This window comes from Pedobacter sp. BS3 (assembly GCF_008274585.1).
Lineage (GTDB): Bacteria > Bacteroidota > Bacteroidia > Sphingobacteriales > Sphingobacteriaceae > Hufsiella_A.
The window spans coordinates 1,019,207-1,044,801 of sequence record NZ_VTRT01000001.1 but is presented as its reverse complement, the minus strand read 5'-3'; the positions used below and the strand labels follow the sequence as shown (position 1 = coordinate 1,044,801).

Genomic DNA, 25,595 nt, shown 5'->3' with positions numbered 1-25,595 from the left:
ATTCGTTTGCGGGAATTCACTATGACAGCTTATAACGGTCTCAGCGATTTGGAGTTGGTTGCTTCTTTGCAGGATGGCGATCAGGCTGCCTTTGCAGAAATTTACGACCGGTATTTTGGTGTGCTTTATGTACACGCTTTCAAGCGTCTGAAGGATGAGGATGAGGCTAAAGACCTGGTTCAGGAGCTTTTTGCCGGATTATGGTCTAAGCGGACAGAGCTATTTCTTAAAACCAATCTTTCTAATTACCTGTATACATCCGTTCGCAACCGCGTTATCAATACCATTGCTCATAAGGACGTCGCTTCCAGGTACATTGCAGAACTTCCTCATCAGATAGCAACCGAAAACTGCATTACAGACTATCGTTTACGGGAACGCCAACTGGCTGCTATCATTGAACAGGAGATACAGGCATTACCTCCCCGTATGCGGGAAGTATTTCAGTTAAGCCGTAAAGCTAACCTTACCTATAAAGAAATTGCCGAAGAACTTGGCCTATCTGAGCAATCGGTACGTAGTCATGTAAAAAATGCCTTAAAAATTTTGCGTACACGACTAGGCGTAGTTATATACCTGATGTGGTTAATTTATATGTAACGGTATTGAGAGGACCTCTCCCCAACCCTTCTCCAAAGGAGAGGGAGCTTGGCAGTTCTATTTTGTTATACCGGTGCTTTCAGCTTAGTAAAATTGTCGCATTGCTGAATTGTTTCATTGTTATGAGCCGTGAGTGATGCGTGATTACCTGTGACGTAAAACGTATAACTTAAAACTTAAAACCTACATCGCTTCCGGTCTTTCCGACTTTCGGACTATACGTTATGAACTATGAACTATGAACTATGAACCATAAGCCCATAAGCCATAAAAATTTTCTTTTTCTACCCCCCTCCCCTCCGGGTTTCCTGTCTATAGATTAAAAGGGGCTGAAAGCCTGGCATATTATGCAATCAATAGACCTGGAAAACTTATTAAAAAAATATAAAGAAGGCACCTGCACCCAAGAGGAGCTTGATCTGCTGGAAAACTGGTATTTGCAATGGAAAGCCGACGATGTGACTCCCGGGCACGAAGATATTGAACGGGTGAAGGCAGAAGTCTGGGCTTCGCTGCCGGTACATGGCGCTCAAACAGCTGCAGCACCCATTCATCGCCGCCTGTATTGGAAACTCGGAACTGCCGCTGCAATAGCAGCTATTATTTTAAGTACCGGATTATATTTTTATAGACATTATCCCGACAATAATATTATCAAGAAAGACAATTCATATACAAGTGATATACAACCCGGCGGAAATAAAGCCTTTTTAATATTGGCCAACGGCAAAAAAATCTCCTTAACCGATGCGGCTAAAGGTAAACTGGCCGAGCAAAGCGGTGTAAAAATCACCAAGACAGCCGATGGACAGTTGGTTTACACTGTTAGTAAAACAACGTCCTCTCTAAAAGCCAGGAAGGGTGCAGTCGCCTTTAACACGATCGAAACTCCACGTGGCGGACAATATCAGGTCATCCTGCCAGACGGAACAAAGGTATGGCTCAATGCGGCTTCATCATTAACCTATCCAACGGTATTTACCGGTAATGAACGGCGGGTAACCCTAACGGGTGAAGGATATTTTGAAGTAGCCAAAGCCCCCCTTAATCCCCCCAAAGGGGGGAAATCCGGCACTACAAACTCCCTCTCCCGCCAGCTGACGGGGCAGGGTGAGGCCAGGCTTCCGTTCATAGTAACGGCAGGAAACCAGGAGGTAGAAGTACTGGGGACCCACTTTAACATTAATGCGTATACCGATGAAGAAGCTATTCGTACAACTTTACTTGAAGGTAGTGTAAAAGTCTCATATCTCACATCTCATATCTCACATCTTAATAATGGGGTGAGGCTTAAACCCGGTCAGCAAGCCCGGCTTAGCAAAGCATCCGGCATAGAAGTAATGAATGTCAATACCGAAGATGCCGTAGCATGGAAAAATGGCTACTTTAAATTCAACCGTGATAACACGCCAGGTGTAATGCGGCAAATCAGCCGCTGGTACGATATTGATGTTGTCTACGAAGGGAATATACCGGATTATGAATTTGTAGGCGTGATCCGGCGTAGTGTAACCATCTCGCAGGTACTGAAAATGCTTGAATTAAGCAATGTACATTTCAGGATAGAAGGTAGGAAAGTAATTATTACACAATAATTGTAAGCTAACAGATATCACTCAACTAAAAACTTACGGCATATGGAAAAAACATGACTCTTACAAACCAATTATCCGTTAACACAAAACCGGAAATGCAGCTAACATCCCCGGTTTAATAATGGGTAAACCTTAAAATTCCTTGAACGAATCATTAATTATTAACCCAATTCACAAAAGTATGCAATTTAACTTATGTGGTAAAGGCCGTTATTTGTGGCCCTTATCTCCCAAAACGTTTCTTGTTATGAAACTGACAGCCTTATTGTTAACTGTGGCTTGTTTGCAACTTAGCGCTACAGGCTATTCACAAAACATAAGCTTAAGCGGTACCGATATTCCTCTTGACAAGGTTTTTTCTTCAATAGAAAAGCAAAGCGGATATTTCTTTTTTTATAAATATAAAGAAATTGAGCAGGCTACACCTGTTAGTTTAAATCTGAAAAATATCCCGTTTAAACAGGCGCTCGAATTAACGTTTCAAAATTTGCCTTTTACTTACTCTATTGAGGATAAAACAATTATTGTAAGCAGAAAACCAGGCTCAACGCTGGCTAAAGATGAATCTTTAACTATAAGAGGCCGTGTTTTTGACACTTACGAACCTCCTGTACCTATACCGGGTGTAAGTATTATCATAAAAGGGAAGAATACCGGAACCACAACAGATAATGACGGCTACTTTACCATTAAGGCAGAAAAAGGTGACGTTCTTGTATTTTCAATGATAAGCTATAAAAAGCGGGAATATACCGTTACCCGTTCTGAAAAAAGTCTGACGATATCGCTTGAAAACGATGTAGCCGCATTAGAACAGGTAGTAGTAACCGGTATGTCAGAACAGCAGGTAAAACACATTGCCAGCTCCATTGCAACACTTAATGTTAAAAGCAATATTGAAGGCAAGCCCATTACATCACTATCACAGGCTTTGCAGGGCGGAGTAACAGGCATCAACGTAAATCAAGGCTCAGGGCTTCCCGGAGGGGACGCTGCCGCTATTAAGATCAGGGGTATTACCACACTGAATAATTCAGATGCGCTTGTTTTGGTAGATGGAGTTCCAATGGATATGAACTATCTCGACCCTGTTACCATAGAAAGTGTAACAGTGCTGAAAGATGCAGCAGCTGCTGCCATTTACGGAGCCAGAGCTGCAAATGGCGTTATCCTGGTAACCACTAAAAGAGGAGTACCGGGAAAGGTTTCGGTTACCTATGATGCGTATGCCGGAGTACAATCGCCAAACCAGATACCCGATTTTGTGGATGCCCCAACCTATATGAGGATGTATAACGTGGCCATGGTAAATTCCGGGGGACAGCCTTTTTATTCTGAAGACGACATTCAAAAAACACTCAGCGGTGAGGACCCTATTAATTACCCTAATACAGATTGGGCCGATTTAGTGATCAGCAAATATTCCCCGATAACATCACACTCGCTATCTGTTAGCGGCGGAAATGAGCTGGCCAGATTTGCCATAACCGGGAATTACCTGTACCAGGATGGTATGATCCCTGTAAACCATGCCAACCGGTATACACTACGGGCAAATACATCCATTTCCTTATCCAAAAAATTTCTTGTTTACCTGGATGCATTAACCATCAAACGGAATACCTTATATCCTAACAGACCGTTAGACAATGGCGGCAGCCGGATACTGGACGACATGTACCGGTTACCGCCTACTGTACTACCCAAATACCCCGACGTGGAAGGGTACCCGACCATGTACGGCCGTTATGCCGATATTGTTAACCCTGTTGCCTATGCTGAACGTGGCGGATCTATTAAATATGAATTTGCCCAAACCAATATCAACCTGCAACCCAAATGGGAGGTTTTTCCGGGATTTAACCTGAAAGGCCAGTTCAGCTTCCGGCTAAACAGTGATGTATACAAAGCACAACGTGATAACTACTACTTTTTTGATTATTATACTAACCAGTTAGTGCAAACCTGGGCAGTTCAGCGGGATGCCTATTCGCAAACCAGGGATACCTATTATTATTTAGCCGGATCGGCCGATTATACACTTCGGGCAAATAAACACCAGGTATTTGCTATCGGCGGCTATAGCATGGAGCAATACAATAACGGATATTATGATATATCATCCCTGCTATCGGGCTTTGCCAAAGTAAATTACTCGTATGACGATAAATATTTACTTGAAGGCTCCATACGGGTTGACGGTTCCTCCAAATTTGGACCAGGCAATAAATTCGGATATTTCCCTTCTGTTGCCTTAGGATGGAATCTTCATAATGAAACCTTTCTGAAAAACTCATCCCTAATTAAAAACCTGAAGCTAAGAGCATCTTATGGCCAATTAGGCAATGAAAGTATAGGGTTATACCAATACCAGAACCTGATCAGCGCTACCGACGGCACTGAAACATCCTGGGGAAACCCGAACATCACCTGGGAAAAAGTGAACATGTTTGATGTAGGAACTGACATAAGCCTGTTCCCGGATAAATCACTAAGCTTTACGGTAGATTATTATAACAAGGTAACTAAAGATATTATCCTGAAACCTGTGGTCTCATTGGTTGGGGCTGTAGGTAAATCGCCACTTAATGCCGGCAGCGTTAGAAATACCGGTTTGGAAGCAACATTTACATATACTCCATCTCTGGGCAAAAACCTTTCGTTAACATTTAAGCCAGGAGTTACCTATAATAAAAATAAGATCATATCACTACCGGGAGGTGATTTAATTAATGCCGTTACTATTCAAAGAGAAGGTTATGCCTTAGGCAGTTATTTTGGATACAAAACCAATGGGTTACTGCAGGCCAGCGATTTTAACGCAGATGGAACTCCCAAGATACCTGTAGTGGTTACTGATGCAGCCCCCGGAGATGTAAAATACCTGGATTTAAACCATGACGGATCTATAACCGATGCCGACCGCGAGGTAATAGGCGATCCTACTCCCAAACTGAACTACTTTGCCGATGTATCGTTTTCCTGGAAAAAATTTGACCTTGAATTTTTAGTACAGGGAGTTGGCAAGTATGACTATAGTGCAAACATTGCAGGAAAGTCAAGCGGCTATTTATGGAACCCACTGAATTTTGATTACAGTGGAGGAGTGCCTACTAACTACCGGGCGGCCAATACCTGGCGGCCCAACAATACCGATGCTTTGTTTCCCAGGCTATTAGCTAACCCGAACAGAAATACACTATACTCAGACTTCTGGCTTTTTAACGGAGCTTATACCCGTATGAAATTCATTCAGTTAGGTTATCGCCTGGATAGTAAACGGTTAAAGCTGTTGGGTATAACATCCCTTCGATTCTATGTAAATGCCCAGAATCCGTTTGTTCTTACTTCGTTAAAACAAACCGACCCCGAATCTGGCGGAGGCTCCTGGACTTATGGTATTATGAAAACATACACATTCGGTGTTCACGTTGGTATTTAACTATATAATATGAAAAATATTAATCAACTAAGCATAGCATTAGTAACGTTTATACTGATGCTAACCACGCAAAGCTGCGAGAAATTTATTACGCACGACAACCCTCAGGGAGTGACCGATGCACTGTGGTGGAACACAGAGACAGACGCAAAAGCCGCGTTAAAAACGGTTTATGCCGGTATCCCGGCAGGTACATCCGGCAGAAATGTCATGTACTTTTCGGGAATGAGCGATGAAGCTGTTGACCGTGGTGATTTTAAGGGTGCTTACGACTTATTTACCCGAAGCCTTCAGGATACCCGGTGGGCCGTAGCGCTTAGTATCTGGACTGATGATTATATCGATATCAGAAGGGCAAACCGGTTCCTGGAAAATGTAGATAAGGTTTACATGGACGAAGCTGTTAAAACCCGGATGAAATACGAGGCCAGGGCATTGAGAGCTTATTACCACATGGAACTGATGCTGCTTTTTGGTGATATCCCTCTTGTCACACATTCCGTTTTACCTAACGACAACAACTTATCCCGAAATCCGAGCAGCGAAGTATACAGCTTTATTGTAAGCGAATTAACAGACTGTGCTCAAAATCTGCCTACGGAATATGTAACAGCAGAAGCCTGGCGAATTTCATCCGGAGCCTGCTGGGCTTTGTTATCCCGCTTAGCATTATACTCCAAAGATTATGAGCTGGCTAAGAAAGCCACCCTGGAAATTATTAATTCAAACGTATACCAGCTTTATAAAAGCACTAAAAGCAATGGCGACAGCTATGCCGAGCTATTTGGTTACACCGGCGAATTGAATAAGGAACGCATTTTTTATTCAGAAAATGGCTGTGGTTCGGCATGGACTACCCTGGCCCCGGTGGGCATTGGTGGCGAGACTTATATTTCGCCGACCAACACCGTAGTTGATAATTATGAAACCAAACAAGGGAACACCATCTATGAATTGGGTGCCGATTCAATGGCTATTTACAGAAAATATCCTAATTACCATAACAACCGGGATCCCCGTCTGGAAGCCTCTGTTTTTTATCCCGGCGAAAACTTCCAGGGCAAATATATTTTAGACCCATTTTATAACAATACAGACAAAATCGGTGCAACAAAATCTACTGCAACCGGCTACTGGGTACAGAAATATATTGACCCATTAGATCAGGCGGCAAAAAAAGGAACGCTGGATTTTATGATCATCCGGTATGCAGAAGTGCTGCTTAACTATACCGAAGCGCTCGTGGAACTTGGTGACTGGCAAAATCCGGATGTGCTTAAATACCTGAACGAAGTTCGCAACCGTGCAAGAATGCCTTCTGTACAGACTTTTAAATACAATACTCAGGATAAGCTGCGAACACTAATCAGAAGAGAACGCCAGGCTGAACTTGCTTTTGAAGGCCAACGCTACTTTGATATCAGGCGCTGGGGAATAGTGAATGATGTGATGAACGGAGACGTATACGGAGCTACTAATCCGCAAACCGGCGAAATAGCAAAGGTGCAGACGCGGGTGTATAATCTAAATCGCGATTTTCTGTGGCCAATTCCTCAAACAGAGATTGACGCCAATCCGAACATGACTCAAAATCCTAAATATTAAAATATTATGATAACTACAAACAATTCAAAATCCATAACAAAGACCATCGGATACTTTGTATATGTGTTTATGCTGTTATCAGTAACGGCTTGCAAAAAATCTATTGATCCCGGCAATTGGGATATTCTCACACATGACGTTGTTGACCCCGGACCAGGAAATAATGACCCTGATGACAAAAAGACGATTACACTGAAAGTAATGTCATATAATGCAAAATTGGCCAATGCCAATGACTTTACAACATTAGTAGATTATATTAAAGAGTATCAGCCGGATTTACTGTTGTTACGGCAGGTTGATAGCGCAACCACCCGGGCAAATAAAATCAACAGGCCGCAGGAAGTTGCTGATGCAACAGGGATGAACGTATTCTTCGCCAAAGCATTTGATTACCAAACCGGAGGATATGGCAATGCGGTGTTGTCCAAGTATCCAATAGTTGGCAAAAAAAGCATTCTGTTACAAGGAGGTACAGAAGTACGTTCATTGGCTGCAATTACTGTAAAAATTGACGATCTGAATACTATTGTTTTTGCCGGAACAGAGTTAGATCCCTTTAAAACGGATGAAAGTGCACGTATAAGCCAGATCTTACCTGTGCTAACTTACACTCATGATCTTACCGATCCGGTAATTTTAGCCGGCAACTTTAATTTCAATTTATCCGGGCAGGGATATAACAATATTACCAACACACAGGTATACAACTATATTATTGATCAGTTTACGTTTGGTTGCATAGGTGGCGGATGTGCCTTAAACTCTCCTGTAGCTGCTCCTACCGGCATTTTTGATTTTGTTGCATATAAGCCGTCAGACCGGTTTAGTGTTACCAATTACAGTGCAGGCAGCAAAACAACCAGCGGATTTCTACCCATTATGGCCGACCTGAAATTAACGCTTAACGAAGAATAATCTATTCATTATACCCTACTTAAATTTTATGATTAACATCATGAGCACCATAAAAAATCTCAGTTTATTACTAATCGGTATTCTACTGCTATCTTGCGGCAAAAGCAACGCGGTTGATAAGCCTGCGCCTGTAAAAAACAAGCTATTACGTATTGTATCTTATAACATACATCACGGTACACCTATTAATTCAGCATCAGGAGCTGTTGATCTGAATAATATTGCTAAAGTAATTAAGGCCCAGAATCCTGATCTGGTTGCGCTGCAGGAAGTGGATAAAAACACCAAGCGAGCCGGATTGGACGAGGCTAAAGTGCTCGCCGAACAGTTAGGGATGTCCTATTTCTTCTCGAAATCAATAAATTATGATGGAGGAGAGTATGGTATAGCCGTATTATCCAAATATCCGGTACTTGCTTCAGAACGGATAGAGCTTTCTAACGAGGCTGCGGGTGGAGAGCAACGCACCGTTGCCATTGTTACGGTAGAGATTCCTGATTTCGAAAAAATCAGGTTCGCCTGTGCTCACCTCGACCTGGTTTTAGAGAACAGAACTGCCCAGATCGGGCAGTTAAACGATCTGTCTAAAGCTTCGCAATACCCATTGCTTGTTGCCGGCGATTTCAATACCACACCGGATTCTCCGGAGATTGCGCTGTTAAAAAAAGAGTTTTCATTAGGCTGTACAACCAATTGTGCGCTTACTTTTCCTGCCGATAAACCGGCAAAAACAATTGATTACATCGTGCTCAATCCGGCAGCAGCCAAAAAATTAACCGTCAAAAGCTATAATGCCGTTGCCGGGCAATTAGCATCAGATCATCTTCCACTATTAGGCGTTTACACTTATTAAAAACAGATTATGAGCACCTTGTTAAAAAGAAATAACTTCTTCTATGCTGTATTGATCATGGCGGGTATTATCCTGGCATGCGGTAAGAAAGGATCAGAACCCGGTAAATCCAATGATAAACCCGATACACGTCCCGGATTAAAAGTAATGACCTATAATGTACATCATTGCAACCCTCCGGCAAAAGCCGATGTTATTGACGTTGCAGCTATAGCCAGGGTTATCAATACAGAGGATCCGGACTTTGTGGCATTGCAGGAAATTGATGTTAATACAACCCGCTCTGGCACAAACCTCAACGAAGCCCAGGAGCTTGCCAGGCTAACCGGCCGGCAGTATTTCTTTGCAAAAGCCTTAGATTATGGAGGTGGCGAATACGGCGTGGCTATATTGAGTAAATACCTTATCCAGGAATCGGGACAACAGCTTTTACCCATGAAAGCCGGAGTTCCATACGAACAACGGACTGTGGCCTGGATAACCGTTCAACTACAGAATGGCAAAAAGCTGATTTTTGCTGCCACCCATTTTGACAGCCAGGAGCATCGCCTGCTTCAGGCTGAAAAAATCTGCGAAATTTTTAAAGATAAACCCTATCCTGTCATTCTGGGTGGAGACTTTAATGATGGCCCCGGAAGCGAGGCAATTAATTATCTGGATAAATATTTTTCCAGAACCTGCCCGAAAACATGCTACAATACAGCCCCAGCCACATTCCCTACAAAAGCTATTGATCTGATTTTTTTCAAACCGGCAAATGCATTAGAAGTGATAAAAAACAATACTGTACTCGAAAAAAATGCATCAGACCACCTGCCCTTAGTAGCACAATTTAAAATCAATGATTATTAACCAGGAGCTCTTTACGGAGCTCTGAAATTTGAATGAATTATGAAAAAGCTATTACTTCTAACTACACTTCTTTTTTGTATTGCTTTTGTTTACGCACAAACAGCATTTACTTCAGGTAATCTAGTGGTTTACCGCTATAACAGCGCACTTACAGCTTCCTCTAACACCAAAAATATTGCTGTTTTCTTAGATGAATATAAGCCCGATGGCACACTTGTTCGCAGTATTCCTATATCAGCTACAACAAATACAACAACAGGCGATAGGGGCTTAACAGGAATTAACAGCGGCCACCAAGAGGGAACTTTAACCCGTTCGGCAGATGGCAGGTACATCATCTTCTGTGGATATGAAATAGATGTAAATGCCACTACGACCAATTATGGCCCTAGAGTAATTGGCAGGGCTTCTTTTGATGGCACAATTAATACGGCCACAGCAGTTAAACACAGAAATACATTAAGTGAAACCGCTAACATGATTTCATCTATCAGGGCTGCGACCAGTGTGGATGGTACAACATTTTGGGTGGCAGGTACAGGCTTAAATAAAACAGTTGACGGAACAGTTGCAGGTATGATTGCTGTACCCTTTGAATTAAATAAAGGCATTGCCAAGAGCGAGCCTGAAAATTTTTCACTTCCTACTTATATAGGTGTTGGAGGAGGAGCTTTTTTTAATACTAATATTTTTTATAATCAATTGTATTACTCTACTACGGCATCTGTTTACAAAGTGGGTACAGGAGTACCCACTAGCAGTTCTACCGGTACTCTTTTTGAAGGTTTCTCTACCAGTAGTACCAAACCTAATCCATTCCAATTTATATTAATTGATACGGATAACGATCAACAGCCAGACCTCATGTATCTGGCAACAGACAACGGCTCTTCTACAGTTGGAGCTATTTGTAAATATAAGCTCGAAAGCGGCAGTTGGGTAAACAAAGGAAGTATCTGGAAAGATAATATCACTAATAATATGAGATGGTTAGCCGTAAAGTACGACCAAGCAACAACAACAGCCACCATCTATTGTACAACTGCCGGCACAACCGATGGAAACACGCCTTCTGCCCTGTACAAGGTAGAAAACGCATTAAATGACAACTTGAGCAATTCAACAACTATGACTAAATTAGCAACAGCCCCTGCCAATACCAGCTTTAGAGGTGTTGCTCTTGCTCCGGAACCTCTTTCAGCTACACCTGTTAAACTTAGCTCATTTAATGGCAAACTAAACAGTTCAGGCAGTATCCATTTAACGTGGAGCACAGCATCAGAACAAAACAACTCATATTTCGAGATTTTAAGATCTGCCGATAAAGATAACTTTACAACAATCGGTAATATGACGGGTAATGGCACGTCAAATACCATTCACAACTATTCTTTTACTGATGAAAAACCTTTGCCCGGCACAAATTATTATCAGCTCAACCAGGTGGATTTTGATGGCAAATCAGAAAAATCAACAGTAATTGCCATTAACGCAATCTTCGAAACCGGCTCCTTCAGGGCATTTTTCAAACCTGACAATATGCTGGAATTGTCGGTTACTACGACAAAAGAAGAGCAGGCAACTTTTTACCTAACAGATGCCTCCGGCAAACAGGTTCTTTCAGAAAGAATATTCTTACAAAATGGTAAGAATAACAAGTCAGTTGTTGTTAACAGTCTGCCACCGGGCATCTATATCGCCACACTCGTACTCAGCAATAATAAAACAAGTATTAAACTTATTAAATAGCTCAGTTTAAGTATAGTTGATAACCTAAAAAGCATGAACAGAAGAAACCTTATAAGAACGTTAGGATTAGGCTTTGGAGCAAGCTTTATCAATACAGAGGCATTTTCAAAAATAGCAGAAGATGTTTATGAATATAAGCTACCATCCAATCCTTTGTATAAGCCAGTCAGCAAGCCCGTAACAGCCATCACATTGGGTGCCGGAAGCCGGGGAAATGTATATGGTGATTATGCGGCCAATTATCCCGAACAACTGAAAATAGTAGGTGTGGCTGAACCCATACCGTTTCGGAACCAAAAATATGCCGACAAGCACAAAATTATCGACAAACACAGATTTAACACCTGGGAAGATGTGTTCAAACAACCCAAATTTGCAGATGCGATAATTATATCAACTCCTGATAATCTGCACTACGCTCCTTGCATGAAAGCGTTGTCAATGGGTTACGATATCCTGCTGGAGAAACCAATTGCTCCAACTGAGCAGGAGTGTCGCGATATTCTGGCTTTGGCCAAAAAAACAGGCCGTATTGTAGCGGTTTGCCATGTATTACGCTACGCTCCGTATTTCATAAAAATGCGGGAATTACTACGGAATAATGCCATTGGTACCTTAATAAGTGTACAGCACCTGGAACCCATAGAACACATACACATGGCCCACTCGTACGTAAGAGGCAATTGGCATAATTCAAAAGAAACCACCCCTATCATTTTGGCTAAATCCTGTCATGACCTGGACATTATTAAATGGTTAATTAATAAACCCGGCAAGCGTATTTCTGCTATGGGCGATTTAAAATGGTTTAAAAAAGAAAACGCTCCCCAGGGAAGCACCATGCGATGTACAGATGGCTGCGCCGTTGAACCAAATTGTCCTTATTCGGCAATGAAGATATATCTGAAGAAAGGCCGGCATACATACGTTTTTGATTTGCCTGAAGACAAGTCCAAACAAAACGATGCCATCTTGCAATACCTAAAAACCACCAATTATGGCAAATGCGTGTACAGGATGGATAATGATCAACCAGATCATTACATTACTAACATCCAGTTTGCAGACAGTGTAACCGCCAGTTTCTCAATGGAAGCCTTTACCGCTTATCATGGTCGCCGCACCAGGCTTATGGGTTCTATGGGTGATATGGTAGGCGATATGACAGAGCTGGTGGTTACAGATTTCAGAACAGATAAACAAATTAAATTGATGCCACACGCTGAAGATGTAGAGGCGTATAAAAACAGTGGTCATGGTGGCGGAGACTGGTTGCTGGTACGAGACTTTGTACAAGCGGTATCACAACAGGATCCCAAATTGTTAACCTCAACTATCGATGATTCTATCGAAGCACATATCCTGGGCTTTATGGCAGAAGAAAGCAGGAAAACCGGAAAAATAATGGATATCAAAATGAGTTAAAACGCATTTAACACCTTTATTCAGGCAGGATTAATTGATAGTCCTGCCTTTTTTATTGCTTAAACATTTAATAATTACTTAATGGCTGTTTGATAGTGCTGAAAATAAAATATTTGTACTTTTGATAGTAATATTTTATCATTTCACTCAAAACATAACGTTTCAAGCCATCTGTTGTAATTATCATGACAGCATATCGTACTTATACTGATGATACACTTGCTGAGCTGTTACATGCAGGCGATGGAGAAGCTTTCGCTGAAATTTACAACAGGTACTGGGCCATCATTTACCGGCATGCCCGCAAAATGACCAAAGACGATGAACTGGCAAAAGACGTGGTACAGGATGTATTTGTCTTGCTATGGGATAAGGCGACCGAATTGCAATTTAACTTTTCTTTAAGCGCTTACCTATACGCTACAACCCGTAACAAAATACTGAATTTGCTTGAGCGGGATAAGGTTAAATCTAATTACATCGCATCATTGGGTAACTTTATAGATGCCGGGGCAAACATCACCGATCATTTGTTACGGGAGCGGATGCTCGCCGCCAAAATTGAGCAGGAAATTGCCTTACTTCCCAAAAAAATGCGTGAGGTTTTTGAAATGAGCCGGAAGGCCAACATGACGTACAAACAAATTGCCGACAGCCTGGATATCTCTGATAAAACGGTAAAAAAACAAATGAGCAACGCCATTAAAATTCTCCGGTTAAAATTAGGCGCTTTATTTACCGTGATTTTATTTTGATAATTAGAACCTGTTTAAAAATAAAAAAATTAAGTTATACGGAGCTGCTGGTGGAGACACCAGCAGCGGCAGGAAGCCATGGACGGTGTCTTCACCGTCCATTAATAAACCTGTAAAACCGTTATCTGAAATTTAAACAGGCTCTTAACTCCGTAATTGCTGACAATGACTGTCTCACTAAATTAAAAGTAAGTCATAACGGCAAACTCAAACTGCGACTTAAATATTTCCTTAAATGGACTAATGTTATTTTGCTCATAAAATACCAACATAGCTTTTTTATATGCAATAGAATCTACTGTTCTAAAAGAGACAGGGCAGTAGCCATTCGCAATTAATATCGCATTACTTACAATACGAGTTGTTCTTTTATTACCATCGGCAAATGCCTGTATATAAGAAAGTAAAACCAAAGCAAGCAAAGCTTTTTCAAACACATTCTCTTTTTCATTGACCAATGCGCACATATCATTCAGGGCCTCCCGAATCTGATATTCATTATCTAAAGGTTTGTAATTCGTCCCCGATATACCAACCCTTCTTTGACGGATATTCCGGTCAACATCTAAATCTTTAACCAAAAGGCTATGAATATCTTCTATGCTCCTGATAGTTAATGGTACTACATAATCCGGATGCTCAACTATAAAGTTAATCGCCTCCTTATGATTCAGGAGCATAACAGCATCATCTTTTGGCTTACCGGCTGCCGTTTCTTTTTCTCTTAGCAGCCGTTCTGTCTCTAATAATGAGTAGGTATTACCCTCAATCTGGGATGACTTCCAGCTCAGGTCAATTGCCAGACGCTCTAATTCTTTACTATATTCTGTTGGCGACAACTGTGAAACGTTATATTTAAACTTTTCATGAAGCTCGTTAAGGCGCCGTTCTTCATCTGCTGTAAATAATTTTGCCTGCCTTAACACCTCATTGATCAGCGATAAATTAAAGCTGTCATTTATTTGGCGATCATCCTGCTCCTTTTTAAAATAGCTTTCTACATCAACCGGCTGGAGTAAACCGTAAGCGGAACTAATGGCATATTTTGTCCCTTTGCCCTTGCCCTGCCTGACTATCAAATTATCAGCAACAAGACGAGCTAATATCCGTTTTAAAGTAGCATAACCTATCTCCTGCTTTAAGCCGGAATAGATCTCTTTAGACGAATACAAGGGATGTTCCCGTATAAAAGTCAGTATCTCTTTATTAACTTCAGTCACTTTATTTAGGCTCAACATTAAACCAAATATAGCTCAAAACAAATTGAATTTGAGCTGTATTCATAAATAAAGTGAGCCATATTTCATCATAAAGCTCACCGTCAGCCAATTTGTAGCTCAAACTAATCTTACCTTGAGCCCGAAGCATACATTTCCTGAGCTTTATTTTTTTCAAATTTTTCTACTACCTGTATCCCGGTAAGCTGTCTTAACCATAAACAGCCCTTAAAGGGGTAAAGCAGTTATGGAAGACAAACGAGTAAAAGAACTCATAAAAAAATATAATGCAGGCAGTTGCACTCCCGAAGAAAAAGCATGGGTAGAGAGCTGGTACCTGAACCAAATTTCAGCAGAAGATGATGACAGCCTGGAAAAACCGGATTACCAGGCTATTAAAAATAAAATTTGGAACAACATAAAACGAGAACGGCCTGTAACTATCAGAAAAGTAGTACGATGGCCACGAATAGCTGCCGCGGCTATCGTTATTATTGCTGCAACGTTAGCCATTTATACCTACAATAGCCGTTCGGGATTGACAACACAGGATGCCGACATTGCAGATAACGCGATACAACCCGGCGGCAATAAAGCCATCTTAACGTTAGCCAACGGTAAAAAGATATCGTTAACTGATGCTGCCAACGGACAACTGGCTGAACAAGCTGGTGTAAAGATTGCCAAAGCAGCCGATGGTCAACTGGTCTATACCGTAACAAAAACAGCTCCCTCTTCCGCCAACTGGCGGAGCGGGGCTGAGGCCTTCAACACCATTGAAACTCCGCGTGGCGGTCAGTACCGGGTTATTTTACCCGATGGCACAAAAGTGTGGCTAAACGCCGCATCCTCTTTAACCTATCCTGCCGCATTTACCGGTAATGAGCGCCGGGTAACGTTAACCGGCGAGGGATATTTTGAGGTAGCTAAAAAGGTAGAAGGTGGTAAGGCTGAAGGCAAAAGGGTGCCGTTCATAGTAACTACCAAAGAGCAGGAGGTAGAAGTATTGGGTACGCACTTTAATATCAATGCCTATACCGATGAAGAAGCCATTCGTACAACTTTACTTGAAGGCAGTGTAAAAGTCTCAAATCTCACGTCTCACAGCTCACATCTTTTGCGGCCCGGTCAGCAGGCCCGGCTGGACAAAGAATCCGGTATAAGAGTGGTAAACGTCAACGCCGAAGATGCCGTAGCCTGGAAAAATGGTTATTTCCTGTTTAAACGGGAACATATTCAAACCGTTATGCGGCAACTAAGCCGCTGGTACGATTTCGAAGTGGCTTACCAGGGCACCGTATCCAACGATGAATTTGTAGGTAAAATACCACGCAACGCGACTATTGAACAGGTGATCCGGGTACTTAAATTAAGTAACGTCAATTGCCGGGCAGAAGGGAAAAAACTAGTTATAATACACTGATTTATTAACCTCTAAAAACGAAAAAGTATGGATACATAAAGACAACGCTTTACAGGTTGGCAAAAAAATAGCCGGAAACGCTACCAACATTTCCAGCTGTGCTTAGCATAACCTTATCATCTCTTGGAAAGAATTTATTGATTAACTAAACATCACAAAAGTATGCAATTAAACTTTAGTGGTAAAATCCATTGGGTTTTACCATCCAAAATGTTTCTTATAATGAAACTAACGGTATTTCTGGTAACAATCGCCTGTTTGCAGCTCAGTGCAAAAAGCTATTCTCAAAACATCAGTTTTTCCGGTCAAAATGTAACGCTTGAAAAGGTGTTGTCAGCCATTGAGCAGCAAAGCGGATATTATTTTTTCTATAAATATAACGAGCTACAGCAGGCTAACCCTGTTACTGTGAACCTTCAAAACGTCCCGGTAGAACAGGCACTGGAACAGGCTTTTAAAAATCAGCCCCTTATCTACTCTATTGATAATAAAATCATCGTGGTAAGGAAGAAAACAGGCGATCTGTTGTCTTTACCACTTCAACAACATGATATCAGGGGTAAAGTTACCGATAGCAAAGGAGAGCCGTTGCCGGGAGCTTCGGTACGGGTAAAAGGGTCATCGTTAGCTACGCTTACAAACAGTAAGGGTGAATTTACCCTTAAAAGCATTAACGATAATGCAGTATTAATCATCACCTATACCGGTTTTGTTACACGCGAGGTGGCTCTTGCCGATAACCAATCTGAGATTACGATCACACTTACCGCAGATCTGCAAAACCTGAAAGAGGTAGTCGTAGTGGGCTATGGCACACAAAAGCGTAGTGACGTTACCAGCGCAATAAGCACATTTAAACCCAACGAGCTTAATTCAAGACCGGTTCTGGGCCCCGACCAGATGATCCAGGGTAAAATGGCAGGCGTGATGGTAGCTTCCGGCTCCGGGAATCCCGGTAGCGCTAACCGGGTAAGCATACGCGGCATAGGTTCATTAAGTGCCAGCAATGAACCTCTATATGTTATTGATGGTATCCCGGTAAGGTCGCACAACGCAGCGTTGTTCAATTTTGGTGAGGATATGAACCCACTTTCAGAGCTCAATCCTAACGATATCGAATCCATAGACGTGCTGAAAGATGCCGCATCCGCAGCAATTTACGGTTCAAGAGCAACAAACGGCGTAGTTCTGATTACTACAAAGTCAGGAAAAAAAGGCAAATCAAGGCTCAGCGTAGATACTTATACCGGCATCCAGCAGGTTCCCTATTTAAGTAAATTAAAAATGGCCGATTCAAAATTGTACGTAGATGTTATCAATGAAGCTATTGATAATTATAACCTGCAATATGGCTATGAACCGGGCGTAGGTAATTTTGTACCTTATATTACTAATCCATACCCGGGTTTGCCCGATACCAATTGGCTGGATTTGGTGTTGCGTACCGCCAAAACAAATAGTGCGAATGTTTCTTTTTCCGGCGGTTCTGATAAAGGAACATACTATGTTTCCGGGAGCTATTTAAACCAGGACGGAGCGATAATAACCAATAACCTGAAAAAATATACCGGGAAGATCAACTTGTCTCAAAACGTATTTTCCTGGCTGCAGGTAGGAGCTAATACCAATTTCAGTTTTTCGCACAATAACAGAATACCCGGCTCAAACCTAGGCTCTACCGTGCTGGCAAGAGGCCTTGAGCAACGCCCCTTTGATAGGCCGTATAAACCTAATGGCTCTTATTATGTGGGCGGCACCTCAGAAATGTTACGCAATAATTCCATCCAGATACTTAACGAAGAAAAATCATACCTCGATAATCATCGTTTTTTAGGTAATTTCTTTGCGGATATTAATTTTTCAAAGAACCTGACGTTTAGATCCACGTTGGGTACCGATATTATTTATACCCATGATTACGTATATTACAATGAAAATCATCCGTATGGTACCGGCAATGGTCGCCTGATAGACAATACACGTCTTATCAGCAACCTGGTAGTTGAAAATACCCTGACTTATAAAAAGCAGTTCAATCAGCTCAATATGGAGTTGCTGGCCGGGCACTCTTATCAAAAATTAGCTACTTCTACCAATCTGGTAGATGGTAATGGCTTCCCTTCATCGTCGTTTGATGTTAATTCAGTTGCTGCAACCATTAGCAATGCTTCGACCGGGCTATCTGAAAATGCGCTCGAATCTTATTTTGCCAGGGCTAATTTTTCGTATAACAGCCGCTACCTGCTTGCTTTATCGATGCGAGCTGATGGCTCATCCAGGTTTGCACCCGAAAAACGGGTAGGTTACTTTCCATCAGTTTCTGCCGGTTGGGATATTTCAAAAGAAGATTTCTGGAAACCAGCTAAAACCGATCTGAAACTTCGTGCAAGCTACGGTTCAACCGGTAACCAGGAGGGCATTGGCAACTACGCCTACCAGGCTTTAGCCGGAGGAGGATATAATTACAACAATAGCAGTGGGTTGGCCATCACCAATGTTGGCAACGCCAATCTTACCTGGGAGTCGGCTCACCAGTTTGACGGAGGTTTTGACCTGGGTATCAATAATGGTAAATTCCGCCTTACGGCCGATTACTTTGTAAAAAATACCACCAACCTGCTGTATGAGAAACCCACAGCGGCAACAACCGGTTTTACCAGCGTAACAACCAACGTTGGCTCTATGAGAAACTGGGGATACGAATTCGGATTAAACGCCAACGTCAATTTGGGGCCGGTTTCATGGGCGTCTGATTTCAATATATCATTTATAAAGAACAAGCTCACATCGTTAATCGGAGATGACCCTTTGCTGATAGGCGCTAACCGTGTATTGAAGGTAGGCGAAGAAGTGGGCAGCTTCTACATCTATAAGCAATTAGGCATTTACCAGTATGACTCGGAGGTTCCGCAATCGCTGTATAATACCGGTATCAGGGCCGGCGATGTAAAATACGATGATGTGGATAACAACGGCGCAATTGACGTAAACGACAGGCAGGTTGTAGGATCATCTAACCCCGACTTTTTCGGAGGATGGAACAATACTTTCCAGTACCGTAATTTTGATTTCAGCTTTGCGGTAACCTATTCATACGGAGCCGAAATTTATGCTCCGTGGCGTATCAATGTATCCCGTTTGGGCGGCACATACTTTCCATTCCTGGAAAGCGAGGCCAACGGGCGGTGGACAGGGCCGGGTACAAGCAATACCATACCAAGGGCCATATCCGGCAATACGTATAACACATATAATTCAACCCGGTACCTTGAAGATGGTTCATATCTCAGGATGCGTTATGTAAGCCTCGGGTACAACCTCCCAAAGAAAATGCTGACCCGGCTTAAGCTGGAACGGCTTCGTGTGTATGTACAGGCCGATAACCTGTTCCTGCTTACCCGGTATTCTGGCATAGACCCTGAAGTAAGCGATAACCTCGACCCTAAATTTATCGGAGATGATAACCTGGTTATGCCACAGCTTCGCTCATTTAACCTTGGTATTAATCTAACTTTTTAGCACGTTAAAAACTAAAGCGATGAAAATTAAGATATTATTACTCATAGCAGGATTTGCTGCCCTGACATCCTGCCAGAAGCAGTTGGATCTGTACCCGCACTCAGCCGCATCCTCTGCAAATTTATCGGCAAAAGATGTAGAGCTGTTTTTAAACGGCGTTTACAACAAAGTGCAAAACGCTCCCGGCAGAGAATCCTACATCATGTTTGACCTGATTGGCGGAAACCTCATCACCGCCCGGGGAACAGGCGGGGCTATCCAACTGATAAACAGCATTATGAAACCGGAGCAATCGATGGTAAGCGCTGCCTGGAATGGCTATTATGGCGCATTATACCAGGTAAATGTATTGCTGGAATCGGCGCAGTCTATGGAAGAATCTGCCCGTAAAAATGAAGTGTTAGGCATCGTTCACTTTTTCAGGGGATATATCTACTATAACCTGATCACCCGTTGGGGCGGTGTACCAATCATCGAAAAAAATACGCTGGATAACCTCCCCCGGAATTCTGAGGCAGAAGTTTGGGCATTCATTGAATCAGAACTGACACAGGCTATTAATCTTGCCCCTGCATACAACGATTATTACTATGTGTCTAAACAAGCGGCACAGGCGCTTATGGCCCGTGTAAAGCTGGCCGAAGGTAAAAAATCAGAGGCAGCAACCCTGGCAGAAGGCCTCATTAACTCAGGGGCATTTAAACTGGATAGCTTTGAAAAGATTTTCAGGAACCAGCAAAATACGGAAGAGATTTTTGCTTTTAAGAACCTGACAGCCGAATCAAGCATCACCATTAGCACCCTGTTTTATACCTACGCACACCCGGTTAAAGGCAGCTATGCTTATGCTCCTGCAGCCGATGTAATGCAGCTATACGAAGACGGCGACAAACGCAAGGCCATGTCAATTGACATTTACGGTTCTGATAATGTGATCAATAAATATCCCAGCGGACAATCAGGAACCGACCCGATCATCATTACCCGGTTAGCGGAAATGTATCTTATCAGTGCCGAGGCACAAGGGTTAAGTAACGGTCTTAGCCGGTTAAATGAGCTGAGATCATTTAGGGGCCTGACGCCCGTCAGTCCGGCCAATGATGCTGATTATATCAATGCCGTTTTGCTGGAAAGACGTCGTGAATTGCTGGCCGAAGGGTTCAGATGGTACGACCTTGTACGCTTGCAGCGGGCGAAACAAGACCTGGGCATTAGCGATGCTCAGCTAAAAATGCCTTTGCCCGAAAAGGAGCTGGTATTAAATACCGCTCTTGAGCAAAATCCAGGATATGTTAATTAATAAATCACCTTTTAACTGATTGTAACTTATGGCACCTATAAAAATATACCCGCTGCTGCTCTTTTTTATTGCCTTTGGCAGTTGTAAAAAAGACAACGCTCCCGTAGCAGAGAAACACTATACAGCGGTTACTCAAAGTATTGTAGATAAAACCGATATCATAGCTACCGTATTTTCAGACACCACCTTCCAGGTGCATCCGGGAGTTGAAGAAACTGATATTCACTATTTAAACATGCAGGGCTTAACTACCCGGGCCTTCATCCTGAAAATAGATTTAAAAAACACGAACATCAGCCTGGAAGCGGCAACTCCTTACGATTCCCCCAGTTACGGAGCGCAAACAGTAACCGAAATGGCCAAATATGTAGATGCCCCTCACCACCGGGTAATGGCAGGTATTAACGGCGATTTTTTTAATACATCCAGCTATGTGCCCCTGGGCATTGTATACAAGAAGGGTGTAGCAGTAAAAAGCGCATTTTCAGATAATACCGATAAGCCACAGCAGGGACTGAGCTTTTTAGGCATTTTATCTGATGGCACAGCCTTCATCGGCGATAAAGACACCGACTACCCTGCCGTACGTTCGCAATTGAAAGAAGCGTTGGGCGGCGGCGTGTTTCTTGTTCGCGATCACCGGATAGTACAGCAAACCATTCCAACGGTAGACCCCAGAACCGCTATCGGCGTAACAGACGACAATGTAGTTTATTTCATCGTAGTAGACGGCCGCAACTTTTACTATTCAAACGGTATTAATTACGAACAGTTAGCCAAGCTGATGTATGCGTTAAACGCCAAAACCGCCATTAATGTTGATGGAGGCGGCTCCTCTACGTTTATGATCAAACATCCGCTGGCCGATATATGGCAGGTTAGAAATATGCCATCCGATGGTTCGCCCAGGGCAATAGCCAATTCCTGGCTGGTTGTTTCTAAAACTCAGCCGTAATAAAAAACTATCATGTAAACCTTTAAAAACAAATAACAATGAAAAGGTTAATCACTCACTTATTATATACAAGTCTGTTCATAACAGTTATAACAGCCTGTAAAAAAGACACAAAAGCTCCTGTCGTATCTTCCGATGTACACATCACTTCATTGTGGCCAAGCAGCGGAAGCGGCTCCATTATAGTGACCATTAATGGTAAAAATTTCGACAATACCGTTACTGGCAATGTGGTGAAATTTAACGGGGTAAACGCCGTTGTTATCGAGGCATCGGCAACTCAGCTACAGGTTGTATCTCCCGAAAATGCGGGTACCGGAAAAGTAACCATAATCGCCAATAACCAAACCGTTGAAGGCCCTGTATATACTTACCGGGAAGCGCCCGTTGCCGAATATATTGTAAGCACCTATGCCGGCGACGGCACTGCCGGGTTAGTAAATGGCCCTGCTGCTTCGGCCGAGTTCAGGAACCCGGAAGGCGTAGCGGTTGACGCGAATGGGAACATATTTGTAGCCGACCGGCAAAATAGTGTTATCCGCAAAATATCCGTTGACGGTGTGGTAAGCACCTATGCCGGCGACGGCACTGCCGGATATGCCGATGGCCCGGCAGCAACCGCAAAATTTAATTTACCCTGGAAACTGGCCATTGATGCGCAGGGCAACATTTTTGTAGCCGATAGAGATAACTTCAAGATCCGTAAAATCAGCCCCGACGGAATAGTAAGCACACTGGCCGGTAGCACAGCAGGTTATGCGGATGGTTCCGGAGCAGCCGCTAAGTTTATGCAGCCGCTGGACGTAGCGGTTGATGCCCAGGGAAACGTCATCGTAGCCGATAACACAGGGCATCGTATCAGGAAGGTAACTCCTGACGGAACGGTTAGCACCATCGCCGGAGATGGAACAGCCGGGTTGGTTAACGGAACAGGTACGGCCGCTAAGTTTAAGAACCCCTCAGGTCTGACCATTGACGCCAGTGGTAACATCCTGGTAGCCGACCGGCTCAACCATTGCATACGTAAAATTACTCCTGCCGGAGTAGTCTCTACTGTTGCCGGAAGCGGCACATCCGGTTTGCTGGACGGCGATGCGCTAACAGCAAAATTTGCCGACCCATACGGTGTGGCAGTTGATGCCAACGGCAATATCCTGGTAGCGGAATTAACCAATGCCCGTATTCGCAAAATAACACCTAATGGCATAGTAAGTACACTTGCCGGCAGTTCAGCAGGTTTCGCAGACGGTTTAAGCACTACAGCGAAATTCAATCAGCCTACTGATCTGGATACCGATGCAGAAGGGAATATTTATGTAGCCGAGGTAACCAATCATCGCATCCGCAAAATCCGGTTGATTAAATAAACCTGGCACTACGAAAGTCTCCTGCGTTTGATCCTAAACGTAGGAGACATCTTCTACCTGACAAACATTAAAAAGATAAACAGATGAAATATTCTAAAACCAGCAGGATAATACTGTCCGTATTGTTAATCCTGGCCTCTGTCCATATTTACTGTACCAAACCAGTTGAGCAAATCCTGATAAGACCTGCACAAGGGCATCCCTCTCCTGCAAAAACACTGTCTTATTGCAGCTTAACCCAAAAGCTAGTTGACAGCACCAGCCTGATTGGAAGCGTGATCTCAGATAATGAAATAACCATAGCGCCCGGCGTTACAGAAACAGACATCAGCTACACCGATACAGCCGGCAAAGCCATGCATTTATTTATCCTTCAGGTTAATCTGAACGAGCCTAAGGTATTTATGGAGGTAGCTACCCCGTTTAATCTTCCCGCCTTTAGCAGGCAAACCGTACCCAATCAGGCAGCCAAAGTAGATACTGCTACCCATAAAGTAATTGCGGGAATTAATGGCGATTTTTTTAATATCAGCACAGGCGAGCCCAGGGGCATTGTTCATAAAAATGGCGTTGTTATTAAAAACACCTTTGATGATAACACGGTAAGACCGCAACAGGCAGTCAGCTTTTTCGGCGTTTCGGAAGACTACGTTCCCTACATCGACCTCAAAAGCAGTTATTCCGCTTTAAGCTCCCAGTTATATAATAGCACCGGCAGCGGTGTATTACTGGTGCACAACCATGTAGCTGTGTCGCAGCCTTATACCGCCATTGAACCAAGAACATCGGTAGGATATGATGATAACGGCATCGTTTATTTTGTGGTGATAGATGGCAGAAGTGCTTCTTATTCCAATGGAATGAACTATGCGCAACTATCCAGCATCTTCATGGCCTTTAATGTAAAAAATGCCGTTAACCTGGATGGCGGCGGCTCGTCTACCTTTATGACAAGAAATCCGGGAACAGGCATCCTGGAAGTTAGAAACCGACCCTCAGACGGCACAGCACGTACAGTTGCCAATGCCTGGCTGGTTTACATCAGTAAAGTCATCGCCAGCAACTATGCCGGAACGGGTACAACAGGTTTACTCAATGGAAGTAATACAAGCGCCCGTTTCGACAGTCCGGAAGGTGTGGCAGTTGATGCATCCGGTAACATGTACATTGCAGATAAAAATAATCATGTCATACGTAAGATAACTTCATCAGGCACAGTCAGCACCTTTGCCGGAACTGGTGTTGCGGGTTACGCGGATGGCCCGGGCAGCTCGGCCAGGTTTAACAATCCGTGGAAAGTAGCTGTAGATGCGTCAGGTAATGTATATGTGGCAGACCGGGATAATTATAAGATCAGAAAGATCACCCCTGCGGGTATAGTAAGCACGCTGGCGGGCAGCACAGCCGGATATGCAGACGGAACCGGAAGCGCTGCCAAGTTTATGCAGCCGTTGGATGTAGCCATTGACCCATCAGGGAATATTATTGTAGCCGATAATACCAGTCATCGTATCCGTAAGGTAACACCTGCCGGGGTGGTTACAACTATTGCCGGAAACGGTACGGCAGGATATGCCAATGGCACAGGCACTGCCGCACAATTTAAAAACCCCTCGGGAGTTGCAGTAGACGCATCCGGCAACATTTATGTAGCCGACCGCTTAAATCAGCGGATCAGGAAGATCACTACAGCTGGAGTTGTCAGCTCATTTGCCGGTAACGGAACCTCCGGCACTACAGATGGGGCTACAGGCTCAGCTAAATTTTCCGATCCTTACGGCATTACCGTTGACGCATCCGGAAACGTGTATGTAGCAGATTTGGTCAGCTCGCGTATACGCAAAATAGCTTCAGGGCAGGTGAGCACTCTTGCCGGAAGCATTCCAGGCTATCAGAATGGAACAAGTACGGTGGCTAAATTTAACCAGCCCACTGCTCTCACCATCGATGCCTCGTCTAATATTTATGTAGCAGATCACGCTAATAACAGGATCCGTCTGGTCAAAATCATTAACTAACT

Annotated in this window: 17 protein-coding genes; 16 read left to right on the top strand and 1 reads right to left on the bottom strand. The window is 43.2% G+C overall.

Going from position 1 to position 25,595, the window contains the following annotated elements; translation table 11 throughout:
* Positions 1-21 precede the first annotated feature (21 nt).
* The 10 genes from FW774_RS04440 to FW774_RS04395 all read left to right on the top strand — a co-directional run bounded on the left by FW774_RS04440 (position 22) and on the right by FW774_RS04395 (position 13,794).
* Positions 22-600 carry an RNA polymerase sigma factor gene (locus tag FW774_RS04440; RefSeq protein ID WP_149346918.1) on the top strand — a complete coding sequence of 193 codons (579 nt, stop codon included), beginning with the start codon at positions 22-24 and terminating at the stop codon, positions 598-600.
* A 347-nt stretch (positions 601-947) separates the two neighbouring features.
* Positions 948-2,195, top strand: coding sequence for a FecR family protein (locus FW774_RS04435; protein WP_149346917.1), 1,248 nt, complete (start codon positions 948-950; stop codon positions 2,193-2,195).
* A 247-nt stretch (positions 2,196-2,442) separates the two neighbouring features.
* The gene (locus FW774_RS04430) at positions 2,443-5,637 is read left to right on the top strand and encodes a TonB-dependent receptor (RefSeq protein ID WP_149346916.1); all 3,195 of its coding nucleotides are present in this window, start codon (positions 2,443-2,445) and stop codon (positions 5,635-5,637) included.
* Between the two features lie 9 nt (positions 5,638-5,646).
* The gene (locus FW774_RS04425; protein ID WP_149346915.1) at positions 5,647-7,242 is read left to right on the top strand and encodes a RagB/SusD family nutrient uptake outer membrane protein; all 1,596 of its coding nucleotides are present in this window, start codon (positions 5,647-5,649) and stop codon (positions 7,240-7,242) included.
* A gap of 6 nt (positions 7,243-7,248) precedes the next feature.
* Positions 7,249-8,160: an endonuclease/exonuclease/phosphatase family protein gene (locus FW774_RS04420; RefSeq protein WP_149346914.1), complete on the top strand. Its 912-nt coding sequence runs from the start codon at positions 7,249-7,251 to the stop codon at positions 8,158-8,160.
* 40 nt (positions 8,161-8,200) lie between these two features.
* Complete coding sequence (locus tag FW774_RS04415; protein WP_242457727.1) at positions 8,201-9,013, top strand: endonuclease/exonuclease/phosphatase family protein; 813 nt, start codon at positions 8,201-8,203, stop codon at positions 9,011-9,013.
* Between the two features lie 9 nt (positions 9,014-9,022).
* The gene (locus FW774_RS04410; RefSeq protein ID WP_242457726.1) at positions 9,023-9,865 is read left to right on the top strand and encodes an endonuclease/exonuclease/phosphatase family protein; all 843 of its coding nucleotides are present in this window, start codon (positions 9,023-9,025) and stop codon (positions 9,863-9,865) included.
* A 39-nt stretch (positions 9,866-9,904) separates the two neighbouring features.
* Entirely contained in the window at positions 9,905-11,614 is a 1,710-nt protein-coding gene (locus FW774_RS04405) for a T9SS type A sorting domain-containing protein (RefSeq protein ID WP_149346912.1), read from the top strand.
* 33 nt (positions 11,615-11,647) lie between these two features.
* Positions 11,648-13,039: a Gfo/Idh/MocA family protein gene (locus tag FW774_RS04400; RefSeq protein WP_149346911.1), complete on the top strand. Its 1,392-nt coding sequence runs from the start codon at positions 11,648-11,650 to the stop codon at positions 13,037-13,039.
* 185 nt (positions 13,040-13,224) lie between these two features.
* Entirely contained in the window at positions 13,225-13,794 is a 570-nt protein-coding gene (locus FW774_RS04395; RefSeq protein WP_149346910.1) for an RNA polymerase sigma factor, read from the top strand.
* 182 nt (positions 13,795-13,976) lie between these two features.
* Here the strand turns inward: FW774_RS04395 and FW774_RS04390 are convergent, their stop codons facing one another.
* The gene (locus FW774_RS04390) at positions 13,977-15,014 is read right to left on the bottom strand and encodes a Fic family protein (protein ID WP_242457719.1); all 1,038 of its coding nucleotides are present in this window, start codon (positions 15,012-15,014) and stop codon (positions 13,977-13,979) included.
* A gap of 244 nt (positions 15,015-15,258) precedes the next feature.
* Here FW774_RS04390 and FW774_RS04385 point away from each other — a divergent pair, with 244 nt between their 5' ends.
* From FW774_RS04385 to FW774_RS04360, 6 genes are all read left to right on the top strand, one after another.
* Positions 15,259-16,434 carry a FecR family protein gene (locus FW774_RS04385; protein WP_149346908.1) on the top strand — a complete coding sequence of 392 codons (1,176 nt, stop codon included), beginning with the start codon at positions 15,259-15,261 and terminating at the stop codon, positions 16,432-16,434.
* 222 nt (positions 16,435-16,656) lie between these two features.
* Positions 16,657-19,953 carry a TonB-dependent receptor gene (locus FW774_RS04380; protein WP_149346907.1) on the top strand — a complete coding sequence of 1,099 codons (3,297 nt, stop codon included), beginning with the start codon at positions 16,657-16,659 and terminating at the stop codon, positions 19,951-19,953.
* Positions 19,954-19,972: 19 nt separating this feature from the next.
* The gene (locus tag FW774_RS04375; RefSeq protein ID WP_149346906.1) at positions 19,973-21,253 is read left to right on the top strand and encodes a RagB/SusD family nutrient uptake outer membrane protein; all 1,281 of its coding nucleotides are present in this window, start codon (positions 19,973-19,975) and stop codon (positions 21,251-21,253) included.
* Between the two features lie 28 nt (positions 21,254-21,281).
* Positions 21,282-22,208 carry a phosphodiester glycosidase family protein gene (locus FW774_RS04370; RefSeq protein WP_149346905.1) on the top strand — a complete coding sequence of 309 codons (927 nt, stop codon included), beginning with the start codon at positions 21,282-21,284 and terminating at the stop codon, positions 22,206-22,208.
* Between the two features lie 38 nt (positions 22,209-22,246).
* Complete coding sequence (locus FW774_RS04365) at positions 22,247-23,575, top strand: IPT/TIG domain-containing protein (protein WP_187774805.1); 1,329 nt, start codon at positions 22,247-22,249, stop codon at positions 23,573-23,575.
* A gap of 83 nt (positions 23,576-23,658) precedes the next feature.
* The gene (locus tag FW774_RS04360) at positions 23,659-25,593 is read left to right on the top strand and encodes a phosphodiester glycosidase family protein (RefSeq protein ID WP_149346904.1); all 1,935 of its coding nucleotides are present in this window, start codon (positions 23,659-23,661) and stop codon (positions 25,591-25,593) included.
* The last annotated feature ends 2 nt before the right edge of the window (positions 25,594-25,595 follow it).

Coding starts and splice junctions, on each gene's coding strand:
- FW774_RS04365 (WP_187774805.1), top strand. CDS start 22,247: ATGAAAAGGTTAATCACTCACTTATTATATACAAGTCTGTTCATAACA.
- FW774_RS04360 (WP_149346904.1), top strand. CDS start 23,659: ATGAAATATTCTAAAACCAGCAGGATAATACTGTCCGTATTGTTAATC.
- FW774_RS04395 (WP_149346910.1), top strand. CDS start 13,225: ATGACAGCATATCGTACTTATACTGATGATACACTTGCTGAGCTGTTA.
- FW774_RS04425 (WP_149346915.1), top strand. CDS start 5,647: ATGAAAAATATTAATCAACTAAGCATAGCATTAGTAACGTTTATACTG.
- FW774_RS04435 (WP_149346917.1), top strand. CDS start 948: ATGCAATCAATAGACCTGGAAAACTTATTAAAAAAATATAAAGAAGGC.
- FW774_RS04440 (WP_149346918.1), top strand. CDS start 22: ATGACAGCTTATAACGGTCTCAGCGATTTGGAGTTGGTTGCTTCTTTG.
- FW774_RS04430 (WP_149346916.1), top strand. CDS start 2,443: ATGAAACTGACAGCCTTATTGTTAACTGTGGCTTGTTTGCAACTTAGC.
- FW774_RS04420 (WP_149346914.1), top strand. CDS start 7,249: ATGATAACTACAAACAATTCAAAATCCATAACAAAGACCATCGGATAC.
- FW774_RS04410 (WP_242457726.1), top strand. CDS start 9,023: ATGAGCACCTTGTTAAAAAGAAATAACTTCTTCTATGCTGTATTGATC.
- FW774_RS04370 (WP_149346905.1), top strand. CDS start 21,282: ATGGCACCTATAAAAATATACCCGCTGCTGCTCTTTTTTATTGCCTTT.
- FW774_RS04375 (WP_149346906.1), top strand. CDS start 19,973: ATGAAAATTAAGATATTATTACTCATAGCAGGATTTGCTGCCCTGACA.
- FW774_RS04400 (WP_149346911.1), top strand. CDS start 11,648: ATGAACAGAAGAAACCTTATAAGAACGTTAGGATTAGGCTTTGGAGCA.
- FW774_RS04385 (WP_149346908.1), top strand. CDS start 15,259: ATGGAAGACAAACGAGTAAAAGAACTCATAAAAAAATATAATGCAGGC.
- FW774_RS04415 (WP_242457727.1), top strand. CDS start 8,201: ATGAGCACCATAAAAAATCTCAGTTTATTACTAATCGGTATTCTACTG.
- FW774_RS04405 (WP_149346912.1), top strand. CDS start 9,905: ATGAAAAAGCTATTACTTCTAACTACACTTCTTTTTTGTATTGCTTTT.
- FW774_RS04380 (WP_149346907.1), top strand. CDS start 16,657: ATGAAACTAACGGTATTTCTGGTAACAATCGCCTGTTTGCAGCTCAGT.